This is a genomic window from Janthinobacterium sp. BJB446, from assembly GCF_002735655.1.
Taxonomy (GTDB): Bacteria; Pseudomonadota; Gammaproteobacteria; order Burkholderiales; family Burkholderiaceae_D; genus Janthinobacterium; species Janthinobacterium lividum.
In genome coordinates, this window is sequence record NZ_PDZK01000005.1 from 118,802 (window position 1) to 143,371 (window position 24,570).

General features: G+C 63.0%; 24 protein-coding genes. 9 read left to right on the top strand and 15 right to left on the bottom strand.

Annotated elements, in window-relative coordinates:
• Nucleotides 1–2 precede the first annotated feature (2 nt).
• The 3 genes from CSQ92_RS24650 (at nucleotide 3) to CSQ92_RS24660 (ending at nucleotide 3,927) form a co-directional block, all read left to right on the top strand.
• Complete coding sequence (locus CSQ92_RS24650; RefSeq protein WP_180277108.1) at nucleotides 3–1,142, top strand: PilT/PilU family type 4a pilus ATPase; 1,140 nt, start codon at nucleotides 3–5, stop codon at nucleotides 1,140–1,142.
• Between the two features lies 1 nt (nucleotide 1,143).
• Nucleotides 1,144–1,629, top strand: a complete 486-nt coding sequence (locus CSQ92_RS24655) for a glutathione peroxidase (protein ID WP_099395661.1) — start codon at nucleotides 1,144–1,146, stop codon at nucleotides 1,627–1,629.
• A gap of 186 nt (nucleotides 1,630–1,815) precedes the next feature.
• A complete protein-coding gene (locus CSQ92_RS24660) occupies nucleotides 1,816–3,927 on the top strand; it encodes a putative bifunctional diguanylate cyclase/phosphodiesterase (protein ID WP_099395662.1) in 2,112 nt (703 codons plus the stop codon).
• Here CSQ92_RS24660 and glcF read toward each other — a convergent pair.
• Genes glcF through CSQ92_RS24675 form a run of 3 tightly spaced genes read right to left on the bottom strand, consistent with a single transcriptional unit; the run spans nucleotide 3,920 to nucleotide 7,742 of the window.
• Nucleotides 3,920–5,158: a glycolate oxidase subunit GlcF gene (glcF, locus tag CSQ92_RS24665; protein ID WP_099395663.1), complete on the bottom strand. Its 1,239-nt coding sequence runs from the start codon at nucleotides 5,156–5,158 to the stop codon at nucleotides 3,920–3,922. The two genes, CSQ92_RS24660 and glcF, sit on opposite strands and share 8 nt — an antisense overlap.
• A 6-nt stretch (nucleotides 5,159–5,164) precedes the next feature.
• Nucleotides 5,165–6,235 carry a glycolate oxidase subunit GlcE gene (glcE, locus tag CSQ92_RS24670; protein ID WP_099395664.1) on the bottom strand — a complete coding sequence of 357 codons (1,071 nt, stop codon included), beginning with the start codon at nucleotides 6,233–6,235 and terminating at the stop codon, nucleotides 5,165–5,167.
• A gap of 16 nt (nucleotides 6,236–6,251) precedes the next feature.
• Nucleotides 6,252–7,742, bottom strand: a complete 1,491-nt coding sequence (locus tag CSQ92_RS24675; protein WP_092612847.1) for an FAD-linked oxidase C-terminal domain-containing protein — start codon at nucleotides 7,740–7,742, stop codon at nucleotides 6,252–6,254.
• A 151-nt stretch (nucleotides 7,743–7,893) separates the two neighbouring features.
• On the opposite strand from CSQ92_RS24675, the gene CSQ92_RS24680 reads away from it, so the two are divergent.
• Nucleotides 7,894–8,448, top strand: coding sequence for a cob(I)yrinic acid a,c-diamide adenosyltransferase (locus CSQ92_RS24680; RefSeq protein WP_034784827.1), 555 nt, complete (start codon nucleotides 7,894–7,896; stop codon nucleotides 8,446–8,448).
• A gap of 63 nt (nucleotides 8,449–8,511) precedes the next feature.
• Here the strand turns inward: CSQ92_RS24680 and CSQ92_RS24685 are convergent, their stop codons facing one another.
• The 9 genes from CSQ92_RS24685 to CSQ92_RS24725 all read right to left on the bottom strand — a co-directional run bounded on the left by CSQ92_RS24685 (nucleotide 8,512) and on the right by CSQ92_RS24725 (nucleotide 15,534).
• Complete coding sequence (locus tag CSQ92_RS24685; RefSeq protein WP_034749095.1) at nucleotides 8,512–8,700, bottom strand: hypothetical protein; 189 nt, start codon at nucleotides 8,698–8,700, stop codon at nucleotides 8,512–8,514.
• 96 nt (nucleotides 8,701–8,796) lie between these two features.
• The gene (locus tag CSQ92_RS24690) at nucleotides 8,797–8,997 is read right to left on the bottom strand and encodes a hypothetical protein (protein WP_070258768.1); all 201 of its coding nucleotides are present in this window, start codon (nucleotides 8,995–8,997) and stop codon (nucleotides 8,797–8,799) included.
• A gap of 86 nt (nucleotides 8,998–9,083) precedes the next feature.
• Nucleotides 9,084–9,275, bottom strand: a complete 192-nt coding sequence (locus CSQ92_RS24695; RefSeq protein ID WP_034784826.1) for a hypothetical protein — start codon at nucleotides 9,273–9,275, stop codon at nucleotides 9,084–9,086.
• A 31-nt stretch (nucleotides 9,276–9,306) separates the two neighbouring features.
• On the bottom strand, nucleotides 9,307–9,687 hold the full coding sequence (locus CSQ92_RS24700; RefSeq protein WP_034784825.1) for a glutaredoxin family protein: 381 nt from the start codon (nucleotides 9,685–9,687) through the stop codon (nucleotides 9,307–9,309).
• A gap of 81 nt (nucleotides 9,688–9,768) precedes the next feature.
• Nucleotides 9,769–9,954: a hypothetical protein gene (locus CSQ92_RS24705; protein ID WP_034784824.1), complete on the bottom strand. Its 186-nt coding sequence runs from the start codon at nucleotides 9,952–9,954 to the stop codon at nucleotides 9,769–9,771.
• Between the two features lie 301 nt (nucleotides 9,955–10,255).
• On the bottom strand, nucleotides 10,256–12,313 hold the full coding sequence (locus CSQ92_RS24710) for an FUSC family protein (RefSeq protein WP_099395720.1): 2,058 nt from the start codon (nucleotides 12,311–12,313) through the stop codon (nucleotides 10,256–10,258).
• Nucleotides 12,314–12,502: 189 nt separating this feature from the next.
• Complete coding sequence (gene dxs / locus CSQ92_RS24715; RefSeq protein WP_099395665.1) at nucleotides 12,503–14,374, bottom strand: 1-deoxy-D-xylulose-5-phosphate synthase; 1,872 nt, start codon at nucleotides 14,372–14,374, stop codon at nucleotides 12,503–12,505.
• Nucleotides 14,375–15,274, bottom strand: coding sequence for a polyprenyl synthetase family protein (locus CSQ92_RS24720; RefSeq protein WP_099395721.1), 900 nt, complete (start codon nucleotides 15,272–15,274; stop codon nucleotides 14,375–14,377).
• 8 nt (nucleotides 15,275–15,282) lie between these two features.
• Nucleotides 15,283–15,534: an exodeoxyribonuclease VII small subunit gene (locus CSQ92_RS24725; protein WP_034784821.1), complete on the bottom strand. Its 252-nt coding sequence runs from the start codon at nucleotides 15,532–15,534 to the stop codon at nucleotides 15,283–15,285.
• A 405-nt stretch (nucleotides 15,535–15,939) separates the two neighbouring features.
• Here CSQ92_RS24725 and CSQ92_RS24730 point away from each other — a divergent pair, with 405 nt between their 5' ends.
• From CSQ92_RS24730 to CSQ92_RS29510, 5 genes are read left to right on the top strand one after another with little or no spacing between them, the layout of a single operon-like run.
• The gene (locus CSQ92_RS24730; protein WP_092612841.1) at nucleotides 15,940–17,040 is read left to right on the top strand and encodes an aromatic ring-hydroxylating oxygenase subunit alpha; all 1,101 of its coding nucleotides are present in this window, start codon (nucleotides 15,940–15,942) and stop codon (nucleotides 17,038–17,040) included.
• Nucleotides 17,041–17,097: 57 nt separating this feature from the next.
• The gene (locus CSQ92_RS29670) at nucleotides 17,098–18,021 is read left to right on the top strand and encodes a DMT family transporter (RefSeq protein ID WP_035824654.1); all 924 of its coding nucleotides are present in this window, start codon (nucleotides 17,098–17,100) and stop codon (nucleotides 18,019–18,021) included.
• A 12-nt stretch (nucleotides 18,022–18,033) separates the two neighbouring features.
• Nucleotides 18,034–18,888, top strand: coding sequence for a sulfurtransferase (locus CSQ92_RS24740; protein WP_099395722.1), 855 nt, complete (start codon nucleotides 18,034–18,036; stop codon nucleotides 18,886–18,888).
• A 52-nt stretch (nucleotides 18,889–18,940) separates the two neighbouring features.
• Nucleotides 18,941–20,461, top strand: a complete 1,521-nt coding sequence (locus tag CSQ92_RS24745; protein WP_143450427.1) for a hypothetical protein — start codon at nucleotides 18,941–18,943, stop codon at nucleotides 20,459–20,461.
• Between the two features lie 12 nt (nucleotides 20,462–20,473).
• Nucleotides 20,474–20,608 (top strand): hypothetical protein, encoded by a 135-nt coding sequence (locus CSQ92_RS29510; protein ID WP_257219344.1) that lies wholly within the window; start codon nucleotides 20,474–20,476, stop codon nucleotides 20,606–20,608.
• Here CSQ92_RS29510 and CSQ92_RS24750 read toward each other — a convergent pair.
• The 3 genes from CSQ92_RS24750 to CSQ92_RS24760 form a co-directional block, all read right to left on the bottom strand.
• Nucleotides 20,605–22,347 (bottom strand): ABC-F family ATP-binding cassette domain-containing protein, encoded by a 1,743-nt coding sequence (locus tag CSQ92_RS24750; RefSeq protein WP_099395667.1) that lies wholly within the window; start codon nucleotides 22,345–22,347, stop codon nucleotides 20,605–20,607. The genes CSQ92_RS29510 and CSQ92_RS24750 overlap by 4 nt on opposite strands.
• 276 nt (nucleotides 22,348–22,623) lie before the next feature.
• The gene (locus tag CSQ92_RS24755; protein WP_052140365.1) at nucleotides 22,624–23,382 is read right to left on the bottom strand and encodes a ZIP family metal transporter; all 759 of its coding nucleotides are present in this window, start codon (nucleotides 23,380–23,382) and stop codon (nucleotides 22,624–22,626) included.
• 245 nt (nucleotides 23,383–23,627) lie between these two features.
• Entirely contained in the window at nucleotides 23,628–24,512 is an 885-nt protein-coding gene (locus tag CSQ92_RS24760) for a dienelactone hydrolase family protein (RefSeq protein WP_099395668.1), read from the bottom strand.
• Between the last annotated feature and the right edge of the window lie 58 nt (nucleotides 24,513–24,570).

Consider the following 24,570-nt stretch of genomic DNA (forward strand, 5'->3'; position numbering starts at 1 on the left):
CCATGCAGACGACGCACGAACACTATGGCGCCATGCACGCGCTGCTGGCGCAGATGCGCGCACGAGGCGGCTCGGACCTGTTCATCACGGCCGGCTTTCCGCCCGCCATCAAGCTCGACGGCAAGCTGACGCCGCTGGCGGAAGGCGCGCTCGACGCGCAGCAATCGGCCGGCTACGTGCGCGCCGTCATGAACGAACGCCAGGCGGCCGAGTTCGCGTCCAGCCGCGAAGCCAATTTCGCCATCAGCCCGGAGGGGCTAGGACGTTTCCGCGTATCCGCCTTCGTGCAGATGGGCCAGGCAGGCATGGTCTTGCGCTTGATCAATACCGCCATCCCCACGCTCGATGGACTGGGTTTGCCCCCCATCCTGCAAGACATCGTGATGAGCAAGCGGGGCCTCGTCATCATGGTGGGCGCCACGGGCTGCGGCAAGTCGACCACGCTGGCGGCCATGGTGGGCCACCGCAACGCGCACAGCCACGGCCACATCATCACCATCGAAGACCCCGTGGAATTCATCCATCCGCACGGCAACTGCATCGTCACCCAGCGCGAAGTGGGCGTCGATACGGACGACTGGGCCACGGCCCTGAAAAACACCCTGCGCCAGGCGCCCGACGTGATACAGATCGGAGAAATACGCGACCGCGACACCATGGACCACGCCATCGCGTTTGCCGAGACGGGCCATCTGTGCCTGGCGACCTTGCACGCGAACAACGCCAACCAGGCGCTGGACCGCATCATCAATTTCTTCCCCGAAGAGCGGCGCCAGCAATTGCTGATGGACCTGTCGCTCAATTTGAAGGGCATGATTTCGCAGCGCTTGATCCCCAGCAAGGAAGGCGGCGGGCGCAAGGCGGCGCTGGAAATCCTGCTCAATTCGCCGCTGATGAGCGACCTGATCTTCAAGGGCCAGGTGCACGAGATCAAGGAACTGATGAAAAAATCGCGCGAGCATGGCATGCAAACCTTCGACCAGGCCCTGTTCGACCTGCACGAAGGGGGCGCCATCAGCTATGAAGACGCGCTGCGCAATGCGGACTCCGTCAACGACCTGCGCCTGACAATCAAACTCAAGGGCGCAACGGCGCCGGAACCGCCCCCGCAAACGGGCGCCACCAAACTGGGACTCCTCTGACATGACCAGCATCCACGATTTCCAGGCCGAGGCGCTGGACGGCACGCCGATCGACCTGGCGCAATACAAGGGCAAGGTGCTGCTGATCGTCAATACGGCCAGCGCCTGCGGCTTCACGCCGCAGTACCAGGGGCTCGAAGCGCTGTACCGCGAATTTCACGACCAGGGCCTGGTCGTGCTGGGTTTTCCCTGTAATCAATTCCGCCAGCAGGAACCGGGCTCGAATGCGGAGATCGGCGCCTTTTGCGAGAAAAACTTCGGCGTCAGCTTCCCCCTGTTTGGCAAGGTCGACGTGAATGGCCCGCATACCCATCCCCTGTTTGCGCAATTAAAACAGGCGGCGCCCGGCATATTGGGCACGCAGTCGATCAAATGGAATTTCACCAAGTTTTTGGTGCGCAAGGATGGCAGCGTCTTTCGCCGCTATGCGACGGCCAGCAAACCGGCCAGTCTGGCAGCCGACATACGGCAATTGCTACAGGAGTGAAAAATGCAATACTTTGATTTAAGACAACAATCATGCGAAATCTATAAAACTGCATTTATTTCATGCCTGATATCAATATTGTGTTTCAAATAGCAAATATCGGTGATAATGTTTACATAATTATTCGCAGATATCGATCATAAAACGATGCCAGTCTTTGGGAAAATATTATCTTCATGGATGCGGATGGGTAGTTATTCCCGCCTCTTCATCCCTATTACCTTCCTGATACTCGCCGTTTCCGCTGTTCGCTATCACGCCCTGCTGGGTACGGAAACGGCGCTGGCCAATGCGCGCTACCAGAGCGACGCCCGGCAACTCGACCTGTTCCTGGCCAATAGCGTGCTGCCGCTGGCCGTGCATACGGACCGGCATGCGATGCACGACAGCGTGCAGCAAGCGCTGCGCAGCGCCCTGCCACTGAACCGCAGCCTCGCCTCCGTGCGCTGGGATACGGCTGGCGCGCATGTCGAAGTGCTGGCTGACAACAAGCTGAGCGATACGCTGGCCGACGGCGTGCCGGCGTGGTTTGCGCGCCTGGCAGGCATGGCGGCCATCCGCAGCCGCCTGACGGTGGCGCTGCCGGACGGCGGCGACGGCATCCTCGACCTGCACTACACGCCCGGCCGGCCCCTGGCCCAGGTGTGGCAAAGGGTGCGCGAGCAGGCCGTGCTCAGCACCATCAATATCGTCCTCGTCTTCCTCCTGCTGGGCTTGATCCTGGCGTCGCACCGCAAGCTGCTGGCGCGGCTCGTGCAAGCGACGGACCGCTTTCGCGATGGCAACTTCGCCGTGCGCCTGGCGGCTGGCGCCACGCCCGAGGCGCAAGCCGTGTCGCAGTCGTTCAACGGCATGGCCGGCGATATCGAAGAACTGCTGACCTCGCTGAAAACCAGCCAGCGCCAGCTGGGCGAACAGCTGAACGAAACCGTGCACATGCAGCAGGCGCTGCAAAAGCTGTCCTGGCAAAACTACAATGACGTGCTGACGGGTCTCCCCAACCGTGCCGCGCTGGCCGCCCGCTTCGAGCAGGAACTGTTCCTGGCGCGCGAACGCCAGCGCCTGCTGGCCGTCTGCCTGTTCGACCTCGACCATTTCCAGGCCATCAACGACCGCTACGGCGCAGAAGCGGGCGATGAAATCCTCAAGCAGGTGGCCGGCCGCCTGCACGCCTTTACGGGCCAGATCCATTACGCGGCGCGCCTGGGCGGCGATGAATTCGTCCTGCTGCTGTGCGGCCAGGCCAGCATCGCCAGCATCGAACAGAACATCACCCAATTGATGCAGGAACTGAGCCGCCCCTATCATTGCGACCAGCAGGCGCTGCACATGACGGCCAGCGTCGGCATCGCCGTCTACGCGGGCAAGGACCTGAATACGGAAAGCCTGCTGCGCCACGCCGACCACGCCGTCTACCAGGCCAAGCTGACGGGGCGCAACCAGTATCACTTCTTCGATACCAATCTCGATGAGGAAGTGCGCACCCACCACAACCAGCGCACGGAAGTGCGCCAGGCCCTGATCAATGGCGAACTGCGGCTGTACTACCAGCCCAAGGTGAATATGCGGGCCGGCACGGTGGTGGGCATGGAAGCGCTGCTGCGCTGGCAGCATCCGCGCCGCGGCGTGCTGGCGCCCGCGCAATTCCTGCCGCTGGTGGAACAGACGGATCTGATCATCGACATCGGCGAATGGGTGCTGCGCCAGGCCCTGTGGCAGATGCAGCGCTGGGTCGCTTGCGGCAAGCACTGGGTGGTCAGCGTGAATATCGCGGCGCGCCACTTCCAGCAACCTGACTTCGTCTCGCGCCTGGAAACCATCCTCGGCGAATTTCCCGGCGTACGCGCCAGCATGCTGGAACTGGAAATCCTCGAATCGTCGGCCCTGCACGACATCGAAGACGTGCGCCGCATCATCCGCGCCTGCCAGGCGCTGGGCATCACGTTCGCGCTCGACGATTTCGGCACCGGCTACTCGTCGATGTCGTATCTGAAACGCCTGCCGGCGAATATCGTCAAGATCGACCAGAGCTTCGTGCGCAACATGCTCAACGACCGCGACGACCTGCACCTGGTGCGCGCCGTCATCGGCCTGGCCCGTTCCTTCAGCTTGACGGTGATCGCCGAAGGCGTGGAAAGCGTCGAGCATGGCGCGCGCCTGATCCAGCTGGGCTGCGACCTGGCGCAAGGCTACGGCATCGCCCGCCCCATGCCGGCCGACGCCGTGCTGGAGTGGGCCAACAATTTCATCCCTGCGCCGCAATGGCGCATCGCGCAATACAACGAAGTGCCTATTTGACCGGGGTCAAGGCGGAGTCGATCAATTCGATCCAGTGCCGCACGGGGGTCTCCGTGCCCGACTGCAGGTGGCTCAGGCAACCGATATTCGCCGACACGATCATCTCCGGCTCGCACGCTTCCAGGTTCGCCACCTTGTTGTCGCGCAGCTGCTGCGACAGTGCCGGCTGCAAGATCGAATACGTACCCGCCGAACCGCAGCACAGATGGCTGTCGGCGCACAGGCGCACGTCGACGCCGACGGCGCGCAAGACCTGCTCCACCTTGCCGCGCACCTGCTGGCCATGCTGCAGGGTGCATGGCGGGTGGTACGCCACGCGTTTCCCGATGCGTCCTTTCAGCAGCGCCACCAGCTCCGCTTCAAAGGCCGGCATGATCTCGGACAAATCGCGCGTCAGTGCGGCGATGCGCCGCGCCTTCTCCGCATAGCGGGCGTCGTGCGCCAGCAGGTGGCCATATTCCTTCACCGTGGCGCCGCAGCCGGACGCCGTCATGACGATGGCTTCCGCGCTGTCCACGCAGTCTACATAGGGCCACCAGGCGTCGATATTGCGGCGCATGTCGTCCAGCGCCGCCTCCTGGTCGTTCAGGTGATGGCGCAGCGCGCCGCAGCAGCCCGCCTTCGGCGCGACGATCAGCTGCACGCCAAGCGCGTCGAGCACGCGCGCCGTGGCCGCGTTGATGTTCGGCGACATGGCCGGCTGCACGCAGCCGTCGAGCAGCAGCATGGTGCGCGCGTGCTGGCGCGCCGGCCATGCGCCAGCGGCGACGCCGGGTCGCAATTTATCCTGCAAGCTTTTCGACAGCAGCGGCCGCAGCGCCTGCCCCGCCTTGTACACGGGCGTAAACAGCCAGCGGCGCGGCAAGGCTTCCTTCAGGGCGAAGCGCAAGGCCCGTTCGCGCAAGGGCCGCTGCACGCGCTGCTCGACGACGCTGCGCCCGATGTCGACCAGGCGACCGTACTGCACCCCGGACGGACAGGTGGACTCGCAGTTGCGGCAGGTCAGGCAGCGGTCCAGGTGCGTCTGCGTCTTGGCGGTGACGGGCGCGCCTTCGAGCACTTGCTTGATCAGATAGATGCGCCCGCGCGGGCCATCGAGTTCGTCGCCCAGCAGCTGGTAGGTGGGACAGGTGGCCGTGCAAAAGCCGCAATGCACGCAGGCGCGCAGGATGGCTTCGGCTTCGTCGCCTGCCGGCGTATTCTTGATGAAATCGGCGAGATTGGTTTGCATGCGCGCTCAATACATTCTGTGCGGGTTGAAGATGCCGGCCGGGTCGAAAGCCTGCCGCAGGCGCTGGTGGATGGTGGCCACGGCCGGCGCCAGCGGGTGGAACACGCCCACGGCCTTGTCGCCGCCGCGGAACAAGGTGGCGTGGCCGCCGGCGGCCGCCACGGCCTGGCGGATGTGCCGGGCGCCATCGGCATCGGCGCCGCCATCGAGCTTCAGCCAGCGCTGCGCCCCGCCCCACTCGATCAGCTGGCGCCCCTTTAGAATCATGGCGCTGGCGTGCGGCGGCAACGACAAGCGCCACAGGCTGCCCGCGCCAGTAAAGAAATCGTGCGTTTGCTCGCGCACGGACAGCCAGAAGGCGGCCGCGTCATCGGCTGCCAGCAGCTCGCCTTTCAAGGCTTGCAGGGCCGCCGACACGGCCGCCTCGGCGCCGGACAGGCGCACCGTCAACACGCCGTCATGCCAGCAGCTGGCCGATATCGGCAGCGGCTTGCCAGCCCATTCATTGAGCATGCGCAAGGCGGCGATTTCCGCACAGGCCACGCGAAACGTCGCTTCGCGCAGCGGCAAGGGCAGCACTTTCAGCGATACTTCCAGGATCAGGCCCAGGGTGCCCAGGGACCCCGCCAGCAGACGCGAGACATCGTAGCCGGCCACGTTCTTCATGACTTGCCCGCCAAACGCCAGGCGCTCGCCATGGCCATCCATCAGCACGGCGCCCAGCACAAAGTCACGCAAGGCTCCTGCGCTGGCCCGGCGCGGGCCGGACAAGGCGCTGGCGACGACGCCGCCCACCGTGGCGTCCTGGCCGAAATGCGGCGGCTCGAATGCCAGCATCTGGTTGCGCGCAGCCAGCGCCGCCTCGATTTCCGCCAGCGGCGTGCCGCAGCGGGCCGTGATCACCAGCTCCGTCGGTTCATAGTCGATGATGCCCGCATACGCGCGCGTATCGAGCACCTCGCCATCGAACTGCTGGCCATACCAGTCTTTCGTGCCGCCGCCGCGCAGGCGCAAGGGACTGCCCGCCGCGCTGGCCGCCAGGATCCGCTGCCTGAATTGTTCCGCTATCGCTTGCAAAGGAGTCTCCGGAAAATTAAAAACGGGGCAGGTTGGCGAACGGCAGCCGCCCCGCCGTCACATGCATCTTGCCGAATTCGGCGCAGCGGTTCAAGGTGGGAATCGCCTTGTCCGGGTTCAGCAAGGTATGGGGATCGAAGGCGCGCTTGACGGCAAAGAAGGCATCGAGTTCGGCGCGCGTAAACTGCACGCACATGGAATTGATCTTTTCCATGCCCACGCCATGTTCGCCCGTGATGGTGCCGCCCACGGCCACGCACAGGGCCAGGATGTCCGCGCCAAACGCTTCGGCGCGCTCGAATTCGCCGGGCATGTTGGCGTCGAACAGGATCAGGGGATGCAGATTGCCGTCGCCCGCGTGGAACACGTTCGCGCAGCGCAAGCCATGCGTCGCTTCCATGCCGGCGATACCCGTCAGCACTTCCGCCAGGCGCTTGCGCGGGATGGTGCCGTCCATGCAATAGTAGTCGGGCGAGATGCGCCCGGCGGCGGGAAAGGCGTTCTTGCGGCCGGACCAGAATTTCATGCGCTCCGCTTCCGACTGCGAGACGGCGATGGCGCTGGCGCCCGCCCCTTCCAGCACGGCCGTCATGCGGGCGATTTCCTCTTCCACTTCCTCGTGCGTGCCGTCCGCTTCGCACAGCAAAATGGCGGCCGCGTCGATGTCGTAGCCGGCCTTGACGAATGGTTCGACCATACGCGAAGAAGTCCGGTCCATCATTTCCAGCCCGGCCGGGATAATGCCGGCCGCGATCACGTTGGCAACCGCATTGCCGCCCGTGACGACGTCGTCGAACGATGCCATGATGACCCTGGCCGTGGCCGGTTTCGGTATCAGTTTCACGGTCACTTCCGTGACGATGCCCAGCATGCCTTCGGAGCCGATGAAGACGGCCAGCAGGTCGAGGCCCGGAGCGTCCAGGCATTCGCCGCCCAGTTCCAGCACGTCGCCATCGATGGTGACGATGCGTACGCGCAGCACATTGTGCACGGTCAAGCCGTACTTGAGGCAATGCACGCCGCCCGAGTTTTCCGCTACGTTGCCGCCGATGCTGCAGGCGATCTGCGAAGAAGGATCGGGCGCGTAATACAGCGCGTGGGGCGCCGCCGCTTCGGAAATGGCCAGGTTGCGCACGCCCGGCTGCACCACGGCCGTGCGCGCATACGCATCGACGCGCACGATGCGGTTCAAACGCGCCGTCGACAGCACCACGCCATCGGCGATCGGCAAGGCGCCGCCCGACAAGCCCGTGCCGGCGCCGCGCGGCACGATCGGCACCTTCAACGCGCGGCAGACGCCGAGGATGGCGATGACCTGTTCTTCCGTGTCTGGCAAGGTGACCACCATCGGCAGCTGGCGGTAGGCGGCCAGGCCATCGCATTCATACGGGCGCGTATCTTCCGCGTCCGACAGCACGCAGCGTGCCGGCAGCACGGCCAGCAGGGCCGCGACGACGGCTTGCTGGCGCGCGGCGGTCAATCCGGATTCAGGGGCAGCATTGAGCATAAGATGGAGGGCAAATGGGCATGGGCGTGCAACGATTGTAAGCACAAAAGTGGCGCGCGCCGCATTTTTTGTCCGATTTGCCCGCAAATCCGGGGCCAGGCGGCGCGCGGTGTCGTATGCTGCCCCCATTCTTCTTTACAGGATCGACATCATGGGCAACCGACTTTCGAAAATCGCCACGCGCACGGGCGACAATGGCAGCACTGGCCTGGGCGACGGCAGCCGCACCAGCAAGGACAGCGCCCGCATCCACGCCATGGGCGACGTGGACGAACTCAATTCGAACCTGGGACTGCTGCTGTGCGAAGCCATGCCCGACGCCTTGCGCGACGAACTGGTGGCCATCCAGCACGACCTGTTCGACCTGGGCGGCGAAATCTGCATCCCCGGCTACCAGTTGATCAAGGAAGAGCATGTGCTGCGCCTCGACGACCTGCTGGCGAAATACAACGCGGACTTGCCGGCCTTGAGTGAATTCATCCTGCCGGCCGGCTCGCGCGCCGCTTCGCTGGCGCATGTGTGCCGCACCGTGTGCCGCCGCGCCGAACGCAGCATCGTCGCGCTGGCCAATGCGGAACCCCTCCACGAACATCCGCGCCAATACGTAAACCGTCTGTCGGACCTGCTGTTCGTGCTGTCGCGCGTACTCAACCGCTTTGCCGGCGGCAGCGACGTGCTGTGGCGGCATGACCGCACGCGGGGATGACATAAAAAACGGCGATGCCTGTCAAACCGCATCGCCGTGCTTTACCAGCTGGCAGGGTGTTACTCAGCCGCAGGCCTGAAGACACACTTTATTGGCGCGGACGCATGAAGGAACACTGAACTCCATGACACAGGCATCGAGCGCCATATAGCACTCGGACTGGCATTCGGAAATGTCGGCGGTACTACTGGCCATCGCATACGAGGCGCTGACGCCCATGGCAAACAAAAAGAAACCCAGCTTTTTGAACATACACACTCCTTTTTGGAAATGAGAGACTGCAGGACGGATGAGTTGATTCGGCCGGCCTGGCCAGGAGACTGGCAGACGCAGACCGGCAATCATTATTTACGGCAAGTATGGATCGCAGCTCTTATTGCACATCTGGTGAATCTTGAAGCAAGCGCCTGGCGCCCTCGGATGATCCGTCATGCACTGCGCCAGATCGTCCTCACACTGCGCGTAGCATTCCGGCTCGCCGCCGCCAGCGATGGCATACGAGGCGCTCACGCCCATGGCAAACAAAAAGAAACCCAGTTTTTTAAACATTGGTACTCCTTTGTGGAAATATCAGACGATGAGCAACATCCATGGCGCGCCGTCCCTTACGCGTCATCCATAAGTGCCTCCGCGCGTCAGTTATGCGGCGGGCGCAGGCATTCCTTCTGGCAAGCCTGATAATTTTCCATGCAGGCCGGCTGGCCGAATTCCACGCAATCGAGCAGGTTGCGTTCGCAGACAAAGGTGCAGTCAGGGCCACCGGCATGGACACTGAAGGACAGCGCAGCGCCGGCGGAAAACAGGAAAGCGGCAATCTTTTTGAACATGGTGAGCCTTTCAAGTTGACAAGTTGAAACGTCAGATTTTCTTCAGCGCCGCTTCCAGCGCGCCAGTATTGAAACCCTGGATCTTGCGGTTGCCGATCAAGACCACGGGTACGCCGCCGCCGCCGAGTTCTTCATGGGCTTTTCTCGCTTCCGGTGATTTCTCGATATCGAGATCGACGAATTCGATCTTGTTTTCCTTGAAATACGCGCGCGTCTTGGCGCAATAGCCGCACCAATCCGTACCGTACAGCACCACCTTCGCCTGGGCATTCGGGAAATATGCGGCGTAGTTACCCTCGGTGTAATTCGGCTTGAGCAAACCGGGCAACAAGGACAGGCCATACCCGCTGCCCAGGCCGGCGGCCAGGATCAAGCCATACATGGCGATGGTTTTAATTTTTTTCTGCATCATAAGTATTGTCAGAGGCGTCAATGATCGAGGGCGGCCGGCGCAGCGTGCGCTTGCCGGCCGCCTCGCAATGCAACATGGATATCAGGCGCCGATTTGGCAGACTTTCAGGCAGGCTTTGTAACTGCCTATGCAAAAGGGGGATCTGTCGCCATTCATCATCGTGCATTCCCGCAATTCCTCTTCGCAGCTGGAGCAGCCGATATCCGAAGCAATGGCATAGGAAGCACTCAATCCCACGGTAAAAATAAATGCGGCAATCTTTTTCATTTACTACTCTCCATGTGAGCTATTGCACCAGGCAATCGCGTCAGACCAGTCGTAAGAAATTTCATCTTTGCTTGCTACAAAATCGAATATAGACCGCACTTATTTTAGAGTCAACGTTTCCTTTCGATAAATTTCCAGTTTGGAAAATATATCGGGACAGCCCATGAAATGTGGAATTTGGAGAGATTGGAAGGCGCCAAACGTCTATACAATATTGGCGCCGCAATCAGTAAAGGCCGGTTGCGGGCGCAGCCGGCCGAGCGGCTACACGACGCCGAAAAAACGCGTCAGCACGATGGCGTCACCGCGCGCCGCCAGCCAGCGCCTGCACATGCTCGCGCAGCAAGCCGCGCAGCAGCTGCACCTGGGCCACGGCATCGGCCTGCAGAGCCGTCAATCCCTCGGCAATGCACGGAGCAGGCGCGCCGGCATCGGCTTCACCACGCAGCAAGGCATCGATTTCCCCGCTGACGGCGGCAATCCACTGTTGCAATTCGGGCGGCGCAGGCTCGGCCTGGGGACTCAGACTGATGCGCGCCGTGCTGCCCGCCACGCGGCGCAGCAGCGGCAGGGTGCGCAGCGCCGCCAGACCCACGCCGCTACTGCGGTCCAGGCGGCGCTCGATGCGCAAGCGCTGCAAGACCTGTTCCGCGTTATTGCTGGCCAGTCCCGCCTCGCGGCGCAGGCGCGCGATGGCGCTATCCCAGCGTCCACCCGCCGCCAGCACGGCCAGCAGGTATTTCAGGTTGGCCGACACGGCTTTCGCCAGGCGCTGGTCCAGGTCGTCCGCCTCGCGGTCCGGCCACAGGAAAAACGTGGCCAGCAGGGCCAGCACGCAGCCCAGCACATTGTTGCCCAGGCGGCTCATCGCATACACCATCTCGCTGGCGGGCGCCGCATAATCGGCCACCAGCACAAAGGCCGGCGTCATGAACAGCACGTGCAGGCTGTAGCTGACACGGCGCAAGGCCATGGTGGCGACGATCAGGGGAAACACCACCAGCGAAATACCGAGCGGCGTGTAAATGACCAGGCCGATCAGCACGGCCAGCACGGCGCCCAGCACGCTGCCCGCGACCCGCTCGATGCCGCGCGGCCACGTGGTCGACACGGATGGCTGCAATATCAGCAAGGTCGCCATGGTGGCCCAGTAGCCGAACGGTATATGCAAGGCCTCGACCAGCAGGAAGCCGGCCGTCGTCGCCAGCGACACGCGCGCCGCATGGCGCCAGCTCAGCGACTGCGGCGTGGCGTTGACTTTCGCCGTCTGCCACGCCTGCCCCAGCGCCAGGAAGGCCGCTTCGCGCCACGGCAGCTGCGCCGCGCGCGGCAAGCCCAGCTCCATGAAGTCCACGTTCAGGCGCAGCGGCAGCAAGGCGCCCAGCGCCGCTTCCAGGCGCCGTCCGCAGCCGGCCAGGCGGCGCTGCAAGGCCAGCGGCGGCGTTTCCGGCTGGCGCTGCACGGCTTGCCCCAGGCGGCGCAGCAGCACGGCCATCACTTCCAGGCTGCGCCGCGCGCGCGGGTCCCGGCGCAGGCGCTGCTGCTCGCGCTCGCACGTATGCGTGACGGCGATCAGATAGGCGAAGATGCGCTCGGCGTCGCTGAGCGCCAGCAGCAGGTTGTCGTACAGGGCGCTGCGGCCCGCGCGCGCAGGCGGCACGGCGGCCAGCGCCACCCGCGCCGCTTCCAGCGCGGCGCGCGCCTGCGAACGGTAGCTGGCGCCATGTGCTGCCGCGTCCGCCTGCGCGGCATCATGTGCGAGAAAGCGCGCATTGTCGCGCGCGATGCCGGCCAGGCGCGAATACGCGGCGCGAATGGCGCGCCTGGCAGGGCTGAACGGGTGGATGCGCCAGACGGTAAAGCTGAGCACGGTGGCGAACAGGCAGCCGAACATGTACAGGCCCAGGAAAGGCGCCGTCTGCGTCATCGATTCCAGCGGATGCGTGACCATCACCACGCACGCCGTGGCGGCCAGGATGGCCACCTGCGCCGTGGCCGCGCCCCAGATGCGCGCCAGCGCGCCGGCCCAGGAAAACAGCAGCACGGCGATGGCCGCCGCCGCCACGCCATGGCCGGCCGCCAGCGCCGTCAGGCCGCCGGCCACGGTCGACAGCAAGCCGAAGCCCACCATCGAGACGAAGCGCATGCGCCGCGTGCCCGCCGCGTCGGCCAGGCAAGTCCAGAAGGCGCCGATGGCGGCCCAGGAAAAATCGGGGTGGTCGAACAGCAGGCCCAGCAGCAGCATGGCGCTCGAGGCGCAGGCGGCCCGCAAGCCTTCGGACAGGTTCGTTTCGTCGATGGCCAGGCTGACCATCCACAGGGGGCGGCGCTGCGCCAGGGTATCGGTATAGGCGTGCATGCCCGTCAGCCAGCGGCTGGCCAGCGCGCGCGAACGGCGGTGAAGTTTCCTGAAATGCAATATCGACTTTGAAAGGTATCAAAGCGTCATCGTAGCATTCCCCGGCGAAAAATGTTGCAGTGCAACGTAAATGACAGCAGACGAAAAAAAAGCGACACCGCGATGTCGCTTTTCCGTATGCAAGCCAGCTTAGCTGACAGCTGCCAGGCGCGGCGGCTGCGTGCCGCCAAAGCGCTGCTCGATCGACGCGGCGATGCCGGTGGCATCCAGGCCCACGCTTTTCAGCAGCTGCACGGGGTCGCCATGGTCGATGAAGGTGTCGGGCAAGCCCAGCATCAGGATCGGCTTGACGATGCCTTCCGCTGCCAGCGCCTCGGCCACGGCCGAGCCAGCGCCGCCCATGATGCAGCCCTCTTCCACCGTCACCAGGTAATCGTGCTCGGCGGCCAGCTGTTTCACCAGTGCCACGTCGAGCGGCTTGACGAAGCGCATGTTCACCACCGTCGCGTCGAGCTTCTCGCCCGCCGCCACGCTAGGCGCCACCATGGAACCGAAGGCCAGGATGGCGATGCGCTTGCCCTGGCGCTTGATCTCGCCCTTGCCGATTTCAATGCTCGTCAGTTCCGGCACGATGGCCACGCCAGCGCCGGCGCCGCGCGGATAGCGGATCGCGGCCGGGCCAGGATAATGATAGCCCGTCGTCAGCATTTGCCGGCATTCGTTTTCGTCGGACGCGGCCATGATGACCATGTTCGGGATGCAGCGCAGGAACGCCATGTCGTAATTGCCCGCGTGTGTGGCGCCATCGGCGCCCACCAGGCCGGCGCGGTCCAGCGCGAACGTCACGTCCAGGTTTTGCAGGGCCACGTCGTGGATCAGCTGGTCGTAGGCGCGCTGCAGGAAGGTCGAATAGATGGCCACGACGGGTTTGAGGCCTTCGCAGGCCAGGCCCGCGCCAAACGTCACGGAATGCTGCTCGGCAATGCCGACGTCAAAGTAACGGTTCGGATATTGCTGTTCGAACTTGACCATGCCCGAACCTTCGCGCATGGCCGGCGTGATGCCCACCAGGCGCTTGTCGTGGGCGGCCATGTCGCACAGCCAGTTGCCGAACACTTCCGTGTACGTCATCTTGCCCGGCGCCGTGGCCGGCTTGATGCCTTCCAGCGGATTGAACTTCGGCGTGCCGTGATACAGGATCGGCTCCGCCTCGGCCAGCTTGTAGCCTTGCCCCTTCTTGGTGACCACGTGCAGGAATTGCGGGCCCTTCAATTGCTTGATATTTTGCAAGGTCGGGATCAGCGAATCGAGGTCGTGGCCGTCGATGGGACCGATATAGTTAAAACCGAACTCTTCGAACATGGTGGCGGGCACGACCATGCCTTTGGCGTGCTCTTCAAAGCGCTTCGCCAGTTCCAGCACGGGGCCGGGCAAGACGGACTTGCCGACATTTTTCGCTGCCGCGTAGAACTGGCCCGACATCAGGCGCGCCAGGTGGCGGTTCAGGGCGCCCACGGGCGGCGAGATCGACATGTCGTTGTCGTTCAGGATCACCAGCAAGTTGACGTCTTCCTGCACGCCCGCATTGTTCATCGCCTCGAAAGCCATGCCGGCCGTCATCGAGCCGTCGCCGATCACGGCGATCGCATGCAGCGGGTCACCCTTGATCTTGGCGGCCTGCGCCATGCCCAGCGCGGCCGAAATCGACGTCGACGAGTGCGCCGTGCCGAAGGTGTCGTATTCGCTTTCGTCGCGCTTCGGGAAGCCGGAAATGCCATCCTTCTGGCGCAGGGTATGCATGCGCTCGCGGCGGCCCGTGAGGATCTTGTGCGAATAGGTCTGGTGGCCCACGTCCCACACGATGCGGTCGTGCGGCGTGTTGAACACGTAATGCAGCGCGACAGTCAGCTCGACCGTGCCCAGGTTGGACGACAAGTGGCCACCCGTCTTGGAAACGGAGTCGAGCAGGAAGCTGCGCAGTTCCTGGGCCAGCGGCACCAGTTGCGAGCGGGCCAGCTTGCGCACTTGCGCTGGTTCATTGATGGTTTCTAACAGTTTCATTTATGCCTTCCGCTGCACGACCAGGTCCGCCAGCTCGCGCAAACGGCGTGCCTTGTCCCCGAATGGCGCCAGCGCCGCATGGGCGTCGCACCGCAATTGTTCTGCCAGGGCTCGCGATGGTTCCAGCCCCAGTATCGATACGTAAGTGGGCTTGTTGGCGGCCGCATCCTTGCCTGCCGTCTTGCCCAGGGTGGCCGAATCGGCCGTTGCGTCGAGCACATCGTCGACCACCTGGAACGCCAGTCCGACGGCGCGCGCATACGCGTTCAGCGCCGTCATCTCGTCCGCCGTCAAGTCCTTGCCGGCCAGCGCGCCGAGAATCACGGCCGCGCGCAGCAAGGCGCCCGTTTTCAGTTGATGCATCTGTTCCAGCTGCGGCAAGGTCAAGGCCAGGCCGACGCTGTCGAGGTCGATCGCCTGGCCGCCGCACATGCCGGCCGAACCGGAGGCGTGCGCCAGCAGCTTGATCATCGCCATTTGCCGCGCAGGAGGAATGGCAGCGCCATCGGCCAGCAGCATGAACGCTTGCGATTGCAGCGCGTCGCCGACCAGCAGGGCCGTCGCTTCATCGTAGGCGATGTGCACGGTGGGCTTGCCACGGCGCAAGGCATCGTCATCCATGCACGGCATGTCGTCATGCACGAGCGAATACACGTGAATCATTTCCAGCGCGCAAGCAGCACGGGCGAGGGTATCCTGATCGGCATCAAACAGTTCGCCAGCCGCCATCACCAGCAGCGGGCGCACGCGCTTGCCGCCGCCCAGCAGCGCATAGCGCATGGCAGCGTGCAGCTTGTGCGGCACGGTATCGGCCGCCGGCAGGAACTGGTCGAGCCGGGCTTCCACGCCGGACTGGGTGGCTTGCATCCAGTCGCCGAAGGTCACGCCATCTTGTTGCATGCTGGCCATCATTGGGCGGCCTCGCCGGCATCCACGAACGGTTTCAACATGTCGCCTTCGAGTACTTTCACCTGCGCTTCAACGCTGTCGAGCTGGCTTGCGCAATACTTGACCAGTTCCGAGCCGCGCTGATACGCCGCGACCGATGCTTCCAGCGGCAACTGGCCCGCTTCCATTTGCGTTACCAGCTGCGCCAGTTCCGCCATTGCCTCTTCAAACGAGGCCGGCGCTGCGGCAGCGGCAGTTAATTTCTTCGACATAGACTCAGATCTCTTCGTGGCACGAGGGGCTTGTAGGGAGACGCCGGGGATTCCCGGCCAGCATAGAAGCGTTATTTTAGAACAAACCACACTATTAAGTGAAAACTAAAGCGCAATCGACGCGCTCAAAGTCAATAGCGTTGCCAGCTTGTCAGTGAATTTTAGCCGAATCCCCCCTCTCTGCCGAAAATTGCGCGCCAAATGACAATGTTTCTCATTAATAGGCTATATCGCGGGGGAGTTTGATAATGCCGAGGCCGATCCGCGCTATAATCGCCGGTTCTGTCCGAAATACCGTTTCAACAAATTTGAATTCAGGTCTTTGCGGATTCTTTCTCTCTGTAGCGGTTGCCCAGGGAATGGCCTGGGGCACTGCTGACCGTTGTACATTTATGGGGGGTTGGGATGTCCGATCTGGCTACTCACGCCAAGCTGGCGCGTTCAAACGCGCAACTTCCGGTCCACGTCTATTTTGACGAAACGCTGTTGCAGCGTGAAATGCAGCAATTGTTCCAAGCCGGCCCGCGCTATGTCGGGCATGAGCTGATGGTGCCGGAAACCGGCGATTTTGCGACCCTGGCGTCTGAGAACGAAGGGCGCATGCTCGTGCGCAACGCCAATGGCATCGAAGTGCTGTCCAACGTGTGCCGTCACCGGCAGGCGCTGATGTTCAATGGCCGCGGCAATGCGAATCATATCGTCTGCCCGCTGCACCGCTGGACCTACGATCTCAAGGGTGAATTGATCGGCGCGCCGCATTTCCCCGAGACGCCCTGCCTGAACCTGTCGAAAACGCCGCTGCAAAGCTGGAACGGCTTGCTGTTCGAGCAAAATGGCTACAACGTGATGGAAAAATTGAAAGATTTGTCCGTCTCGAAAGACCTCGATTTTTCCGGCTATATGTTCGACCACGTGGAAATCCACGAGTGCGACTACAACTGGAAGACCTTCATCGAAGTCTATCTGGAAGACTATCACGTGGAACCGTTCCACCCGGGCCTGGGCAGCTTCGTCAGCTGCGACGACCTGCGCTGGGAATTCGGCAAGGATTACAGCGTGCAAACGGTGGGCGTGCACCGCGGCTTGCAGCAAGCCGGCTCGCCTGCCTACAAGAAATGGCAGGAGCAGGTGCTGCAATTCCGCGGCGGCGAAGCGCCGCCGTATGGCGCCATCTGGCTGACCCTGTATCCGAACATCATGGTCGAATGGTATCCGCACGTGCTGGTCGTCTCGACCCTGTGGCCCGACGGCCCGCAAAAGACGCGCAACGTGGTGGAGTTTTATTACCCGGAAGAAATTGTGTTGTTCGAGCGCGACTTCGTCGAAGCGGAACGGGCTGCCTACATGGAAACCTGTGTCGAGGACGATGAAATCGCCCAACGCATGGACGCGGGCCGCAAGGCCCTGATGGCGCGCGGCGTCAGCGAAGTGGGCCCTTACCAGTCGCCGATGGAAGATGGCATGCAGCATTTCCACGAGTGGTACCGCAACAATATCGAACTGTAGTCCCTCAAGGGCCGCCTCGTGCGGCCTTTTTTTATCCCCGCGTTTTTCAGGAATCAGATGCAATCTCTTTGGATGCTGTTTGCAAGTTTCATGTTCGCCATCATGGGCGTGTGCGTCAAGCTGGCGTCGGATATGTATTCGACGTCCGAAATCGTCATGTACCGCGGCATCATCGGCATGACCGTCATGAGCTGCACCATCCTCTATCAGGGTGGCAGCTTTAAAACCACGATGCCGGGCCAGCATCTGTGGCGTGGCGTGGTGGGCGTGATCGCCCTGTGGCTGTGGTTTTATGCCATCGCCATCCTGCCGCTGGCCACCGCCATGACCCTGAACTATATGGCGCCCATCTGGATCGCCGTGATCCTGCTGGCCGGCGGCTGGTGGAAAGCGACGAAGCAAGTCGAGTGGCCGCTGGTGGCGGCCATTGCCATGAGCTTTGTCGGCGTGACCCTGCTGCTGCAGCCCGTGTTCGAGACGGACCAGGCGGCTGGCGCCATCACGGCCTTGATTTCCGGCATGCTGTCGGCCCTCGCCTACCTGCAGGTGCGCAAGCTGGGCCTGCTGGGCGAACCCGAATACCGGGTCGTGTTTTATTTCTCGGTCGTCAATTTCCTCGCTGGCGTGATCGGCCACGTGGCCAGCGCCGGCGGCGGCCCCGTCGTCTGGCACGCGCACACGAGCGGCTACGGCATCGGCTTGCTGGCCGCCATCGGCCTGTGCGCCACCATGGCGCAGATGGCCATGACGCGCGCCTATCGCCTGGGCAAGACCCTCGTGGTGGCAAACCTGCAATACACGGGCATCGTCTTTTCCAGCTTCTGGGGCGTGGTGATCTTTGGCGACCTGTTCGACTGGCATGGCTGGGCCGGCATCGGCATCATTCTCGCTTCCGGCATCGCGGCAACCTATTACAATACCCGCAACACGGCCCGTGGCGCAGCGATCGCGCGCACGGATCCCATCGCCAGCGAAGTGTAAGGAGTCATGACCTTGTATACGACCTTGATCAACAGCAATGATTTGTCCAGCCACCTGAATGACAGCAACTGGGTCATCCTCGATTGCCGCCACGACTTGCTCAACCCGACGGCCGGCAGCGATGCGTTTGCCGCCGGCCACATCCAGAACGCCCAGTTCGCCGATATCGACACGGCCCTGTCCGGCCCCAAGACGGCGCGCGGCGCGGACTTTACCGGACGCCATCCGCTGCCCGACCGCAACGCCCTGCTGGCCACCCTGCGCGGCTGGGGCATCAATGACGATACGCAAGTGGTCGCCTATGACGGGCAAGGCGGCATGTTCGCCGCCCGTTTGTGGTGGCTGCTGCGCTGGGTCGGCCATCCAGCCGTGGCCGTGCTCGACGGCGGCCTGGCCGGCTGGCAGGCGCAAGGCTTGCCGCTGGTCACACCGGTGGCGCCCCGCCCTGCCGGCAACCTGGTGGAAAAAGCCAGCCTGACGCGCACGGCCAGCGTGCAGGACGTCGTTGCCAACCTGGAAACCCAGGCGTTGACGGTGATCGACGCGCGCGCGCCCGACCGTTATCGCGGCGAAAACGAAACCATCGACCCCGTGGGTGGCCATATCCCCGGCGCGAAAAACCGTTTCTTCAAGGACAACCTGCTGCCAGACGGCCGTTTTAAAAGCGCGGAAGAACTCAGGCAGGACTTCAGTGCCTTGGTCGCCTCGCCGCAGGCAGCCATCCTGCAGTGCGGTTCCGGCGTGACGGCTTGCCACAACCTGCTGGCACTGGAAGTGGCAGGTTTGCCTGGCGCGGCCCTGTATCCGGGCTCGTGGAGCGAATGGTGCGCCGATCCGGCGCGGCCCGTGGCGACCGGGACAGCATAAGCAGCTGGCACGGCGTCCCGTCGCCGACCTTTGTCATTATCAGGAATTACCGATGCAACGATCCCTCTTGAGCGTACTGGCAGGCTTGTGCCTGGCATTTTGCCTGCCTGCCGCCGCGCAAAAACCACCCGCCGCGTATGACTTGAAGGAAATCATGACCGTCAGGGCGTTCGACCAGCCGGTACTGCTTGAAAAACGCACCAGCTACGATGGCCTGCTGGCGGACAAAGTGCAGGAAGGCGCAGCGACGCGCATGGCCGGCTATGCGCAGGCGGACCAGGCCATGACCCAGGCGCGCTATCCGGGCGCGCAACGCCTTGGGGTCGCGGAACTGGCCGACTACCGGCCCGGCGCGCACATCACGATGGTCGACCGCTACATGATCGAACACGCCGCGAGCGCCTTGGGCAAAGGCTGGATCTTCGCATTCATGCCGGTGAATTTCATTCAAGCGACGCGTATCAAGGACGAGTCCGCACGCGGCGTCCCATTTGTCTTGCCGGGCACCGACAAGACACTGAACTATACCTTTCAGATCAACCTGCCTGACAACGTCAACGGCTTGCTCGACCCCACCACCACGCGCTACAACGGCGATTTCTTCACCTACAAACAGTCCCAGCAATTTCGCGGGAATGTGGCGCGGATCACGCTGGAACTCTCTTTCCGGGCCGATTCGGTGCCGGTACGCGAGCTCGACAAATTCCTCGCGCAACTGCAACACATCAGCCAGATGATGGGCGGCTCCTTCAGTGTCCCGGAAATGTGGATCAACAGCAACAAACCGGGCACGGCGGCCAATACTCCGGGCCAGCGCATGCGCAGCAGCCTGGAAAAAGACATCGCCGAGCACAGCGCGACCATCGCACGCAAGCAGGAAGACAAGCAGGAGCTGGCCCAGGCCTACTGGTTGCGCGGCTCGGCCCATGCGGATCTGCAGCAAGCCGAACTGGCATGGGCCGACCTGACGCAGGCGCTGGCGCTGCAACCATCGACGGCTGTCTACCATATGACGCTGGCATCGATCCAGGTCCGGCGCGGACAGTTCCAGGCCGCCATCGAGCAGCTGGAACAGGCGCGGCTGCTGGGCTACGATGCCTACGAAGTCGCCTACCAACGCGGCCAGACTTATTACCAGATGGGCCAATACCGGCGCGCGCTCGACGAGCTGGAACCGCTGACCATCTCGGCGGTAAACATGGAGGCACAGCCGTATGCCAGGCTGTGGTATCTGTGGACGCTGGGACCTGCCGGGCTAGCCTTGCCGGACGCGCTCAGGCAGGAATTGAACGCCGACGCCAGCGGCGCCTGGCCGCGTCCCGCCTATGGGCTGTTCACCGGCATCTCGACGCCGGAACAGGTGCTGGCGGCGGCCGACACAATGCAGGGCGACGAGCGCCTGCTGTCCTTATGCGAAGCGTATTTTAATATCGGCCAATACTATCTGCTGAAACAGGACCGGCGCAAAGCCAGGGAGTATTTTGAAAAGACGGTTGCCACCGGCATGGTGATGTATGCCGAATACGGCAACGCACTGTTTGAACTGCAACGGCTGGCGCAAACGCCGTCCTGATACCTGCCGCCCTTGCGTTTCATCACGGGAAAGGCGGCCCTGGCCGACGACATGCACCACGCGCAAGGCGCTGCCGCCGCTTGCGGACGCCATCGCCAGCAAGCGTCCATGGGCGACGGCGACCATCGCCCGGATAGCGCCATCTAGGCCGTGATGCCCAAAGCGCGGTTCAGGCAAGCGATCTCGTCCTGCCACGCCTGCTGGCTGGCCGGCTTCTGGTGGCGCGGTTTTCTCGCCAGGTCTTGCGCCAGCAATTGCTCCAGTTCGCACAAGCGTTCCAGCTGTTGATCCACGTCACTGTGCGCTAGCGCCAGCGCAGCCGTTTCCATTCGCGCCGGGGACGGCGGAGCCTGCCCATCTTCAAGGCGCAGGCGTGCATACGCGCTGGCCGCATCCGGCCACTCTTCCAGCCCGCCATCGGCCACCACCCAGTAGCGGTTGCAGGCCGTCTCGATCAGGTCGCGGTCGTGCGACACCAGCAGGCAGCCACCCGCAAAGCTGAGCAGCGCTTGCCCCAGTTCCGCCTTGCCCTGCATGTCCAGGTGATTGCTGGGCTCGTCCAGCAGCAGCAGGTGGTAGCTGGCCAGCGACAGCCCCAGGAACAGCAGCCGCGCCCGCTCACCGCCGCTCAGGGTCGCCACCGTCTGGCCATGGCGCGCATACGGGAAACCGGCCGCGATCAGCGCCTGCTTGCGCGCCACCTGGCTGCGCGCAGCCTCGTTTTGCACGGCGAACGGGTACAGGGCGTCGGACAGGTCGGCCGTATCGGCCAGTTGTTTGAGCGACTGGTCGTAATAGCCGATGTTCGCCGCCTTGTGATAGCGCAAGTCGCTGCGCTCCTCCTGTGCCTGGATCGCTTGCCAGCACAGGCGCAGCAGCGACGATTTGCCGCTGCCATTGGCGCCCAGCAAGGCGACCCGGTCGCCCGGTTTCAGCCACAGCTGGCCGACCTGGAACAGCACGGGAGACGCGGGCACGGCGCGTACCTGCAGGCCGTCGAGCGCCAGCAGCTGGTCGGCTGCCAGCGCCTTGCCGCGCAGACTCAAGCGCCAGGGCGCGCCGTCGCTGACGAACGATTGCACATCCTTCAGCTTGTCGATGCGCCGCTGCATGGTCTTGGCCTTGCGCGCCAGGTCTTCATTGTCATAGGTGCGGCCCCACAAGGCCAGGCGGGCGCTGCTGGCCGACAGGCGGTCGATTTCCTTCTGTTCGGCCGCATGCCGGGCGGCAGCGGCTACGTCCGCCTCGGCCAGCGCCGCCAGCGCGGGGCCGCACGGCAAATCGAAATCGTACAGGCGGCTATCGCGCAAGATCCAGCTGCGCGTGGCCACGTTGTCGAGCAGGCGCTGGTCGTGCGAGACGAGGATGAAGGCGCCGCGCCAGGCCAGCAGGAATTGCTCCAGCCACAGCAGCGATGGCAAGTCCAGGTGATTGCTCGGTTCGTCGAGCAGCAGCACGTTCGGCTCCTGCAGCAGGGCACGCCCCAGCAATAGTCTCGTGTGCTGGCCGCCGGACAGCGAATGCACGGGCACTTGCGCCGTTTCTTGGTCAAAACCCAGTTCGGCCAGCAGGCTGTCGACCCGCCAATGCAATTCCGGCTGCTCCAGTACGGGGGCCAGCAAGGCGTCGTACAGGCTCAGCTTGGCAAGTTCTGGCGGCAAGTGCTGCTCCACGTGCTGCAAGCGGCAGGCACGAGCATAGTGGATGGTGCCGGCAGTGGCTTCTCGCGTGCCGCTGAGCAATCCCAGCAAGGTGGATTTGCCGCAGCCATTGTGGCCGATCAGGCCGATGCGGTCGCCCTGGCGCAAGGTAAAGGCGAGTTCGTTGAAGAGGAAACCGTCGTGGGTATCCAGTTGCAAAGCTTGTGTCGAGATAAGGGTAGTCATGGCTCTTGTCTTTGCTCGGGATGCAAGCATCCGCGTTAACAGGAGCGCTAACGACAACGGAGTACCAGGAAAGGACTCGTCTGGGAGGGTGACTTTGCTCTGGCCAGGTTATCGCAGCGCGATAGAACGTGGGCAAGAGCTGGCAAATGCGCTTAAAGAGCGTGCGCGCCACAAGGCGAGCAACAAGTTTTCTTCCATGATATTTTCCTCCTTTCTGTGCAAGTTAGTCAGAAAGGCAATATAGCATAGGTAGCACTGCGCCGACAGCGCCAGGCATCAACCACCGTGACGCTTATGCGTCAGGAACAGCACGATGCACACGCCCAGTGCGATCAACAGCACTTGCGGAATGGTTTCGCGCAAGGTGGCGCGGCGCTGCATCTGCGGCATCAGGTCGCTCAAGGCAATATAGATAAAGCCGGACGAGGCGAACACGAGCACGTAAGGAATCAGATTGCTGGCGCGGTCCAGGGTGAAATAGCCGAGCAAGCCGCCCGCCACCGCCATCAGGCTGCACAGCAGATTGAAGATATACGCGCGCAGGCGCGAGAAGCCGGCATTGAGCAGCACGATGAAGTCGCCGATTTCCTGCGGGATTTCATGCGCGATGATGGCCAGGCCCGTCACCAGGCCCAGTTTCGGGTCGGCCAGGAAAGCGGCGGCGATCAGGATGCCGTCCGTAAAGTTGTGCATGCCGTCGCCCACTAAAATCATCCAGCCGGCCTTGCCCGCCTCGTGCTTGTCGTGGCCGTGCGCATGGTGGTGGCCGTCGCCTTCATGGTGGTGCGAATGGCGCAGGATGGCGAATTTTTCCAGCATGAAGAAGGCCAGCAAACCGGCCAGCAGGGTGGCGAACAGGCTGCGCGGGTCCGCCTGCGACTCGAACGCTTCGGGCAAGGCGTGCAGCAGGGACGTCGACAACATGATGCCGACGGACAAGCTGACCATGCGCTCGACCACTTTGGACAAGAATGCAAACGAAAAGATCGCCGCCGCAGTAATGCTGAACACGCCCGCGATCGTGGTCGCGAGCAAAATGGATATAAGGACGGGATCGATGATTTTCTTACCTCAAAATGGCGCCGGGTCACTGGCGCCCGCGATGCTAGCGTCTGGCCTGATGAATGCGTTGTTATCTATTGTCTAATTTTTTGCGCGTTTGGCGGCAACGTCGCGCGATGAAGATGCAATTGTACTGCATTGGCGCGCACCGGGCATTTTACAGCCCGGTGCGGCTTTCGCGTCAATTTATGGAAGATGCGGTATGTTTCTGTTGCAGATCACGCCACGCCGTGGCTTTTGAACCAGGCCAGGCAGCGCGCATAACCGTCTTTCGCATCGGCCGCCACATAGCTGGGGCGGTAATCGGCGTTGAAGGCGTGGCCCGCATCGGGATACACGACAAACTCGGATGGGTTGCCACCCTTGGCCAACGCGTCCTTCATCTTGCCGATCGATTCCTGGCTGATGCCCGTATCCTTGCCGCCATACAAGCCCAGTACGGGAACCTTCAAGGTAGCGGCGATGTCGATGGGGTTGCTCGGCTGCAAGGCAGTCGGTTCACCGACGAGGCGGCCATACCAGGCCACGCCCGCCTTGACGGCCGGATTGTGCGCCGCGTACAGCCACGTGATGCGCCCGCCCCAGCAAAAGCCCGTGATGCCCAAACGGCTCGTATCGCCGCCATTCTGTTTCGCCCATGCCACCACCGCATCGAGGTCCGCCATCACTTGCGCGTCCGGCGTCTTGGCGATGATGCCTTTCATCAACTCCGGGATGCTGGCCACCTTGGTGGGATCGCCCTGGCGCACGAACAAATCGGGCGCCAGCGCCAGATAACCCTGCTTGGCAAAACGGCGCGCCATGTCGGCGATATGTTCATGCACGCCAAATATTTCCGAAATGACCAATACCACGGGCAAACCCGTCTTGCCTTCCGGCTGCGCTGCGTACACGGGCACGGCCTGGCCATCGACCATCACCGACATGTGGCCCGTGACGAGCCCGGCGGAATCCGTCTTGATGACGTTTTGCGCCGCCACGGGCAAGACGGCCACGGCAAAGCCAGTGCCCAGCGCCACCTTCAGGAAACCACGCCGGCCATCCGGCCCGGACAAGCTGCTCTGGCCCAGCAAACTTTCACAATCGGTGATCATGTCGCTCATGCGTTTCTCCTGAAGGTATTGCGTTTGGAAATGTCGGCTGACGCTGCGCTAAGCCGAC

Excerpts from the sequence above, each read along its gene's own strand:
- CSQ92_RS24685 (WP_034749095.1), bottom strand. The coding sequence starts at position 8,700 with ATGTTCAAAAAGCTGGGTTTCTTTTTGTTTGCCATGGGCGTCAGCGCC.
- CSQ92_RS24730 (WP_092612841.1), top strand. The coding sequence starts at position 15,940 with ATGTCCGATCTGGCTACTCACGCCAAGCTGGCGCGTTCAAACGCGCAA.
- CSQ92_RS24690 (WP_070258768.1), bottom strand. The coding sequence starts at position 8,997 with ATGTTTAAAAAACTGGGTTTCTTTTTGTTTGCCATGGGCGTGAGCGCC.
- CSQ92_RS24660 (WP_099395662.1), top strand. The coding sequence starts at position 1,816 with ATGGGTAGTTATTCCCGCCTCTTCATCCCTATTACCTTCCTGATACTC.
- CSQ92_RS24750 (WP_099395667.1), bottom strand. The coding sequence starts at position 22,347 with ATGACTACCCTTATCTCGACACAAGCTTTGCAACTGGATACCCACGAC.
- CSQ92_RS24680 (WP_034784827.1), top strand. The coding sequence starts at position 7,894 with ATGGGCAACCGACTTTCGAAAATCGCCACGCGCACGGGCGACAATGGC.
- CSQ92_RS24675 (WP_092612847.1), bottom strand. The coding sequence starts at position 7,742 with ATGCTCAATGCTGCCCCTGAATCCGGATTGACCGCCGCGCGCCAGCAA.
- dxs (WP_099395665.1), bottom strand. The coding sequence starts at position 14,374 with ATGAAACTGTTAGAAACCATCAATGAACCAGCGCAAGTGCGCAAGCTG.
- CSQ92_RS29670 (WP_035824654.1), top strand. The coding sequence starts at position 17,098 with ATGCAATCTCTTTGGATGCTGTTTGCAAGTTTCATGTTCGCCATCATG.
- CSQ92_RS24760 (WP_099395668.1), bottom strand. The coding sequence starts at position 24,512 with ATGAGCGACATGATCACCGATTGTGAAAGTTTGCTGGGCCAGAGCAGC.
- CSQ92_RS24725 (WP_034784821.1), bottom strand. The coding sequence starts at position 15,534 with ATGTCGAAGAAATTAACTGCCGCTGCCGCAGCGCCGGCCTCGTTTGAA.
- CSQ92_RS24745 (WP_143450427.1), top strand. The coding sequence starts at position 18,941 with ATGCAACGATCCCTCTTGAGCGTACTGGCAGGCTTGTGCCTGGCATTT.
- CSQ92_RS24655 (WP_099395661.1), top strand. The coding sequence starts at position 1,144 with ATGACCAGCATCCACGATTTCCAGGCCGAGGCGCTGGACGGCACGCCG.
- CSQ92_RS24700 (WP_034784825.1), bottom strand. The coding sequence starts at position 9,687 with ATGATGCAGAAAAAAATTAAAACCATCGCCATGTATGGCTTGATCCTG.
- CSQ92_RS24705 (WP_034784824.1), bottom strand. The coding sequence starts at position 9,954 with ATGAAAAAGATTGCCGCATTTATTTTTACCGTGGGATTGAGTGCTTCC.
- glcF (WP_099395663.1), bottom strand. The coding sequence starts at position 5,158 with ATGCAAACCAATCTCGCCGATTTCATCAAGAATACGCCGGCAGGCGAC.
- CSQ92_RS24720 (WP_099395721.1), bottom strand. The coding sequence starts at position 15,274 with ATGCAACAAGATGGCGTGACCTTCGGCGACTGGATGCAAGCCACCCAG.
- CSQ92_RS24650 (WP_180277108.1), top strand. The coding sequence starts at position 3 with ATGCAGACGACGCACGAACACTATGGCGCCATGCACGCGCTGCTGGCG.
- CSQ92_RS24695 (WP_034784826.1), bottom strand. The coding sequence starts at position 9,275 with ATGTTCAAAAAGATTGCCGCTTTCCTGTTTTCCGCCGGCGCTGCGCTG.
- CSQ92_RS24710 (WP_099395720.1), bottom strand. The coding sequence starts at position 12,313 with ATGCACGCCTATACCGATACCCTGGCGCAGCGCCGCCCCCTGTGGATG.